The organism is Pseudomonas sp. AP42, assembly GCF_001728935.1.
In the GTDB taxonomy this organism is placed as follows: Bacteria; Pseudomonadota; Gammaproteobacteria; order Pseudomonadales; family Pseudomonadaceae; genus Aquipseudomonas; species Aquipseudomonas lactis.
The window spans coordinates 1-7,240 of record NZ_LYSO01000183.1; the positions used below are offsets into that span (position 1 = coordinate 1).

The following is a 7,240-nucleotide window of genomic DNA, read 5'->3' on the forward strand; positions in this document are numbered from 1 at the left end:
CCCACACTGGTTTCTGCGCCTTCAAGAGCGTGGCGCAATATTCTCGCCAATCTTCTTGCCCATACTGATCCGCGGCTCCACCCCATACCCCAGCGCCTCATAAAACCCCACCACCGCGTCATTGCCGCCGGTGATCTGCAGGTTGATCTTCATGCAACCCAGCGCCGTCAATGCCTGTTCGGCATAGCGCACCAGCGACGATCCCAGGCCATGGCGCCGATAGTCGGCATGTACCGCCACCGAATACAACCAGCCACGATGCCCGTCATAGCCGGCGAGGATGGTACCGATCACAGCTTTGTTGTCGGTGGCAACAAAGAACAACCCGTCATTGACCGCCAGTTTCTTATCAATCGCCAGGCTCGGCAGTTTATGGGCCGTGTCATAGCCAAACGCCTGCTGCCATAACTCGATCACCTGGGCACGATGCTCACGGTCGCGATACGGCCCGATGGGATGCCGGGACAACAGCACCTTTTCCATCACCAACGTGCGCTCGTTGCCGTGGTACACGTCACGCACGTTGTGAAAGCCCAGCTTGGCGTAGAAGGCTTGCGCCGTCAGCGAGGACGGCACGCTCAAGACCGTCACGCCGGCTTCACGGGCGCGCAGTTCGATCTCGATCATCAATAACCGGCCGATGCCCTGCCCTTGCAGCGCCGGGTTGACGAACACCGAGCGCACCACATTGCCATCAAACGCCGCCGTAGCGACGATCAGTTGATCCTCCGTTGCCACAAGCACCACCCGCCGCTGGAGCAACGCCAGCACCGCGTCGGGGGTGAAGTTGCTGGCAACCCGCGCAATCACATCTGCGGGGTAATCACCTGCGTTGCTGCTGTGCAGCGCAGCCAGGATGACTTGGCTGATGCCCTCGGCATCTGAGGGTTGGGCAAGGCGAACAGCGGTAGACATGGTTCCTCCTGGCTGACAGCGCTATAACAGCCACAACAATACCAATGTGGGAGCGGGCTTGCTCGCGAATGCGGAGTGTCAGTCACCAGATTCAGTGCAGACAGACCGCATTCGTGAGCAAGCCCGCTCCCACATTTGTCCACATTTCAATCCGGCAGCCGATTCGGCTGCGCCACTCCCGTTTTCAGCTTTCTTGGCTGAGCCATCCCGCTGTTTCAGCCGGGATCCTTTCCCCACAACGCACAAAATAGCGGCACAAGATCCCCCACGGACCCGTGCCCCCATGCAAACCACCAACACCGTCCTGATGATCCGCCCGGCGCGCTTTGCCTTCAACCCGGATACCGCGATCAACAACCGTTTCCAACGCCCGCCGCTGGACCCGCTCAGTGCACAGCACAAAGCGCTGGAGGAGTTCGACGGTTATGTCGACACCCTGCGCCAGCAGGGTGTGGAGGTGCTGGTGGTGCAGGACACGCCGGCGCCCCACACGCCCGACTCGATCTTCCCCAACAACTGGTGGAGCAGCCATGCCGACGGCAGCCTGGTGCTCTACCCCATGGAAGGCCAGAACCGCCGACTGGAGCGCAACAAGGGCGTGCTGCAAGTCCTGGAGCAACGCTTTGCAATCCACACCACCATCGACCTCAGCCACTTGGAACAACAGAACATCTTCCTGGAAGGCACCGGCAGCATGGTGCTCGACCGCCAGCACCGCATCAGCTACGCCTGCCATTCGGGGCGCACCCACCACGCGGCGTTGCGCCAGTTTGCCGAACGCCTCGATTACCAACTCTGCGTGTTCCACGCCCTGGACCGCCACCAGGCCCCCATCTATCACAGCAACGTGATGATGAGCGTTGGCCGCGACCTCGCGGTGGTGTGCCTGCAAGCCCTGCCCGACGACAGCGAGCGCCTGGCCCTGGAGCGCTCCCTGCGCGACACCGGCAAGGACATCCTCAGCCTGGATTTTGACCAGTTGGAAGCCTTCGCCGGCAACATGCTGGAAGTCCACGACCGGGACGGCCAGCCGTTGCTGGTGATGTCCGCCAGTGCCTGGGGCGCCCTGCATCCGGCGCAGCGCCAGCACGTGGAGCGCCATACGCGGCCGGTGGTGGTGAACATTGACAACATCGAACGCATCGGCGGCGGCAGTGCCCGCTGCATGCTGGCCGAAGTGCATCTGCCGGCCCGTCCCTCATTTCAATAAGGAGTCTTGCCATGACCCGTTATATCGACGTCAACGACCTCAGCTACCTGGTTTCGCAAAAAGGCCTGCAAACCTGCATCACCGAGATGGCCGACTACATTCGCGCCGACTACCTGCGCTGGCAGGAGTTCGAAAAATGCGCGCGCCTGGCCAACCACTCACCGGATGGCGTGATCGAGTTGATGCCGGTATCCGACGCCTCGCTGTACGCCTTCAAATACGTCAACGGCCACCCGAAAAACACCCTGGCCGGCATGCTCACCGTGATGGCGTTCGGTGCCTTGGGCGACGTCGACACCGGCAAACCGGTGCTGCTGGCGGAAATGACCCTCACCACCGCGATCCGCACCGCTGCAACCTCGGCCCTGGTCGCCCGCTACCTGGCCCGCGCCAACAGCCGCAGCATGGCGCTGATCGGTAACGGCTGCCAGAGCGAGTTCCAGGCCCTGGCCTTCCACGCCATGCTCGGCATTACTGAAATCCGCCTGTTCGACATCGACCCCCAGGCCACCGCCAAGCTCGCCGCCAACCTCAAGGCGTTCCCGGCCATCAAGGTGATCCTGGCCGCCAGCGTCGCCGAGGCGGTCAAAGGCGCGGACATTGTCACCACCGTTACGGCCGACAAAGCCTACGCCACCATCCTGACTGACGAGATGATCGAGCCGGGCATGCACCTCAATGCCGTGGGCGGTGACTGCCCGGGCAAGACCGAGCTGGATCGACGCATCGTCGAGCGCGCCCGGGTGATCGTCGAGTACGAACCGCAAAGCCGCATCGAAGGCGAAATCCAGCACATGCCGGAAGATTCGCCGGTCACCGAGCTGTGGCAAGTGATCAATGGCCAACAGCCCGGCCGCGAGAATGACCGCCAAATCACCCTGTTCGACTCGGTGGGTTTCGCCATCGAAGACTACTCGGCCCTGCGCTATGTACTGGACGTGGCCAAGGCGTTGGAAGTGGGCAGTGAGCTGGAGCTGGTGCCAGACCTGGCCGACCCGAAAGACCTGTTTGCACGCCTGGCCCAGCAACCTTTGGCACAGCATAAAAAGCGCGCCTGAGACCGCTCTGGCCTGCCGCTTTGCGCCCAAGGCAGGCCAGATTTACACAGGTTGAAAGCCGATTTTGCCGGTGCCACAGCCGATTCCGCTGCATTGCTTGTTTTAACAGCGCAATTTGCGCTTTGCACAGGGGGTAAACGACACAAAAAACGCACCATCATGAAGCATTCTCTGCTCCCAGTTATTCACTGCCCCTGACATCAATTACAAAATATAGGGACCGACACATGACTCCTCTGCGATCACTCTTCGCTGCGTTGCTGTTGCCACTGTGCGCCACTGCTGCCCACGCCCAGGACTGGAAAGAAATCCGGTTTGGCGTGTTCCCCGAATACCCGCCCTTCGAATCCGTCGCCGCCGATGGCAGCTTGCAAGGCTTCGATATCGAATTGGGCAACGCCATCTGCGCCAAGCTCGAAGTGAAATGCACCTGGGTGCACAACGAATTCGACGGCATGATCCCGGCCCTGCGTGCGCGCAAGTTCGACGCGATCATGTCCTCCATGGCCGTGACCCCGGCCCGTGAGAAAGTCATCGACTTCACCGACCGCCTGTTCCTCAGCCCCACCTCGGTGATCACCCGCAAAAACGCCACCTTCGGTGATACCCCCGAGTCGCTGAACGGCAAGCAGGTTGGCGTGCTGCAAGGCTCGTTGCAGGAAGCCTATGCCCGCGCGCACCTGGCCAAGCTCGGTGCACAGATCAAGGCGTACCAGTCCCAGGAACAGAACTACGCCGACCTGCAAAATGGCCGCCTCGACGCCACCCTGACGGACAAGCTCGAAGCCCAGCTCAACTTCCTGTCCAAGCCCGAAGGCGCCGACTTCAAGACCGGCCCGGCCTTCAAGGACCCGACCCTGCCCCTGGACATCGCCATGGGCCTGCGCAAGAACGACCAGGCATTGCGTGAGCTGATCAACAAGGGCATCGCCGCCGTCCAGGCCGATGGCACCTACGCCCAGATCCAGAAGAAATACTTTGGCGATCAGGACATCTACAACGAGTAATCCCCGCGCCAGCAAAATCCCCTGTAGGAGCGAGCTTGCTCGCGAAAATCGTCAACGATAACGCGTTAAACCAGCATGAACGCGGCGCCCTTGAGTTTTTCGCGAGCAAGCTCGCTCCTACATAAAAAGAGATCTCCTTTCCATGAACGACCTCCTCAACCTGCAAGGCTACGGCCCCATGCTGGCCCAGGGTGCCTGGATGACGCTCAAGCTGGCGTTCCTCGCCCTGGCCCTGAGCCTTACCCTGGGCCTGGTCGCCGCGGGTGCCAAACTCTCCAGCGCCAAATGGCTGCGCGTGCCGGCCACGCTCTACACCACGTTGATCCGCAGCGTGCCGGACCTGGTGCTGATCCTGCTGATCTTCTACAGCCTGCAACTGTGGCTCAACGACCTGACCGAAGCGTTCGGCTGGGACTACGTTGAAATCGACCCGTTTACCGCCGGGGTGATCACCCTGGGCTTTATCTACGGCGCATATTTCACCGAGAACTTCCGGGGCGCGATCCTCAGTGTGCCGGCGGGCCAACTGGAAGCCGCCACCGCCTACGGCCTGAGCCGCTGGCAGCGTTTTCACCTGGTGCTGTTCCCGCAACTGATGCGCTTTGCCCTGCCGGGCTTGGGCAATAACTGGCTGGTGCTGCTCAAGTCCACGGCGCTGGTGTCGATCATCGGCCTGTCAGACTTGGTCAAGGCCGCGCAGAACGCCGGCAAATCCACCAGCGAGCCGCTGTACTTCCTGATCCTCGCCGGCCTGGTGTACCTGGTGATTACCACCCTCTCCAACCGCATCTTCAAGCGCCTGGAGCGGCGCTACAACCTGGGCATCAAGGGGATGGCGCGATGATCGAACTGTTCCAGCAATACGGCCTGGCCTACCTGTTCAGCGATGGCAGCGGCGTGTCCGGTGTTGCCATGACCTTGTGGCTGTTCATTATCTCGGTGGTGCTGGGCTTTGGCCTGTCGATCCCCCTGGCGCTGGCACGCGTCTCAGAGCACTTCTGGCTGCGCTGGCCGGTGGAGGTCTACACCTATTTGTTCCGTGGCACGCCGCTGTATATCCAACTGCTGATTTGCTACACCGGGCTGTACAGCCTGGAAGTGGTGCAGGACAACGCCCTGCTCAACCAGTTTTTCCGCAATGCGCTGAACTGCACGCTGTTGGCGTTTGTGCTCAACACCTGCGCCTATACCGTGGAAATCTTCGCCGGGGCGATCCGCAACATCCCCCATGGCGAGCTCGAAGCGGCACGCGCCTATGGCTTGCACGGCTGGCGGCTGAACCTGTTTGTGATCGTGCCCGCCGCCTTGCGTCGCGCCCTGCCGGCCTACAGCAATGAAATGATCCTGATGCTGCACGCCACGTCGCTGGCGTTCACCGCCACCGTCGCCGACATCCTCAAGGTCGCCCGCGATGCGAATGCCGAGACGTTCCTGACCTTCCAGGCGTTCGGCATCGCCGCCCTGCTCTACATGCTGCTGTCCTTTGCACTGGTGGGCCTGTTCAGGCTGGCCGAACGTCGCTGGATGCGTTTTCTTGTTCCTACCCGAGGCTAACCCATGAATCAGTCCGCGCAGGCCCTGGCCGCTTATCCGCTGGATGTACCCGTCGGCAAAACCGCCACGGCGGCCATCAAACTGCAAGTCGAAGGTATCCATAAACGCTACGGCGAACACGAAGTGCTCAAGGGCGTGTCCCTCAATGCCCGCCAGGGCGATGTGATCAGCCTGATCGGCGCCAGCGGCTCGGGCAAAAGCACGATGCTGCGGTGCATCAACTTTCTGGAACAGCCTGACGCCGGGGTGATTACCCTGGACGGCATCAGCATCGAAATGCAACCAGGCCGCGCCGGCACCCGCGCGCCGCATCAGGCGCAACTGCAAAACCTGCGCACGCGCCTGGCCATGGTGTTCCAGCACTTCAACCTGTGGAGCCACATGACCGTGCTGGAAAACATCACCATGGCCCCGCGCCGGGTGCTGAACGTGAGCGCTGCCGAAGCCGAGAAACGTGCGCGGCTGTACCTCGACAAGGTCGGCCTGCCCAGCCGCGTGGCGGACCAATACCCGGCGTTCCTGTCCGGTGGCCAGCAGCAGCGCGTGGCCATTGCGCGGGCGCTGGCGATGGAACCGGAGATTATCCTGTTCGATGAACCCACCTCGGCCCTGGACCCGGAGCTTGTAGGAGAAGTGCTAAAAGTCATACAGACGTTGGCCGAGGAAGGTCGTACCATGCTGATGGTCACCCACGAAATGGGCTTTGCCCGCCAGGTGTCCAGCCAAGTGCTGTTCCTGCACCAGGGCCGAGTCGAGGAACACGGCGGCGCCGAGATCCTCGACCATCCCACCAGCGAACGCTTGCAGCAATTTCTTTCCAACCGTTTGAAGTGAACTCATGGATACCAAGGCCAACGGACCCCATTCTTCCCCTACGCTGGATCGCATCGACGAAGCGATCATCGACGTACTCAGGCATCAGGGGCGTATCACCTACGAAAAGCTCTCGTCACTGGTGCACCTCACCCCCAGGCCCTGCCTGGAGCGGGTGCGCAAATTGGAGCGCCGCGGGGTGATCCGTGGGTATGGGGCGATCATCGATGTGCAGATGGTCTCACCGGGGCTGTCGCTGCTGGTGCTGGTGGCCTTGTCCAACCAAAGCGGGCGCTCGGCGCAAAAGGCCTTCGAAGCCTGCGTCAAAGCCTGCCCGCAGGTGTTCGAATGCCAGTTGATCAGCGGGCCGTTCGACTACAGCCTGCGCATGCGGTGCCGCGACATGGAGCATTATCGGGTGCTGACCGAGACCTGGTTGAACAATGATGAGTTGCACATTGATAAGTTGGTGGCGCATCCGGAGTTGGCGGTGGTCAAGAACACCGCGACTGAACTGGCCTGATCCAGCTGGTTTGTGTGGGAGCTGGCTTGTGTGGGAGCTGGCTTGCCTGCGATGGCGGCCTGACAGCCGACACCTGCCTCCCTGATACCCCGCGGTCAAACTGTGGGAGCGGGCTTGCTCGCGAAGGCGGCCTGACGGTCAACACAGTTGGACCGGGTGC

Annotated in this window: 8 protein-coding genes; 7 read left to right on the top strand and 1 reads right to left on the bottom strand. The window is 61.6% G+C overall.

Features of this window, described 5'->3' with window-relative positions; genetic code table 11:
* Window positions 1-21: 21 nt before the first annotated feature.
* On the bottom strand, window positions 22-915 hold the full coding sequence (locus A7K61_RS31980; RefSeq protein WP_083263136.1) for a GNAT family acetyltransferase: 894 nt from the start codon (window positions 913-915) through the stop codon (window positions 22-24).
* 283 nt (window positions 916-1,198) lie between these two features.
* On the opposite strand from A7K61_RS31980, the gene ctlX reads away from it, so the two are divergent.
* The 7 genes from ctlX to A7K61_RS30000 all read left to right on the top strand — a co-directional run bounded on the left by ctlX (window position 1,199) and on the right by A7K61_RS30000 (window position 7,080).
* The gene (gene ctlX, locus A7K61_RS29970) at window positions 1,199-2,125 is read left to right on the top strand and encodes a citrulline utilization hydrolase CtlX (protein WP_044272489.1); all 927 of its coding nucleotides are present in this window, start codon (window positions 1,199-1,201) and stop codon (window positions 2,123-2,125) included.
* 11 nt (window positions 2,126-2,136) lie between these two features.
* The gene (locus A7K61_RS29975; protein WP_044272485.1) at window positions 2,137-3,183 is read left to right on the top strand and encodes an ornithine cyclodeaminase; all 1,047 of its coding nucleotides are present in this window, start codon (window positions 2,137-2,139) and stop codon (window positions 3,181-3,183) included.
* 227 nt (window positions 3,184-3,410) lie between these two features.
* Window positions 3,411-4,190 (top strand): ABC transporter substrate-binding protein, encoded by a 780-nt coding sequence (locus A7K61_RS29980; RefSeq protein WP_032896457.1) that lies wholly within the window; start codon window positions 3,411-3,413, stop codon window positions 4,188-4,190.
* A 142-nt stretch (window positions 4,191-4,332) separates the two neighbouring features.
* Window positions 4,333-5,034, top strand: coding sequence for an ABC transporter permease (locus A7K61_RS29985; RefSeq protein WP_014719023.1), 702 nt, complete (start codon window positions 4,333-4,335; stop codon window positions 5,032-5,034).
* A complete protein-coding gene (locus tag A7K61_RS29990; protein ID WP_044272478.1) occupies window positions 5,031-5,744 on the top strand; it encodes an ABC transporter permease in 714 nt (237 codons plus the stop codon). The genes A7K61_RS29985 and A7K61_RS29990 overlap by 4 nt, the downstream gene beginning before the upstream one ends.
* A gap of 3 nt (window positions 5,745-5,747) precedes the next feature.
* A complete protein-coding gene (locus tag A7K61_RS29995) occupies window positions 5,748-6,578 on the top strand; it encodes an ABC transporter ATP-binding protein (RefSeq protein ID WP_228391100.1) in 831 nt (276 codons plus the stop codon).
* 4 nt (window positions 6,579-6,582) lie between these two features.
* Entirely contained in the window at window positions 6,583-7,080 is a 498-nt protein-coding gene (locus tag A7K61_RS30000; protein WP_003192319.1) for an Lrp/AsnC family transcriptional regulator, read from the top strand.
* Window positions 7,081-7,240: the final 160 nt, after the last annotated feature.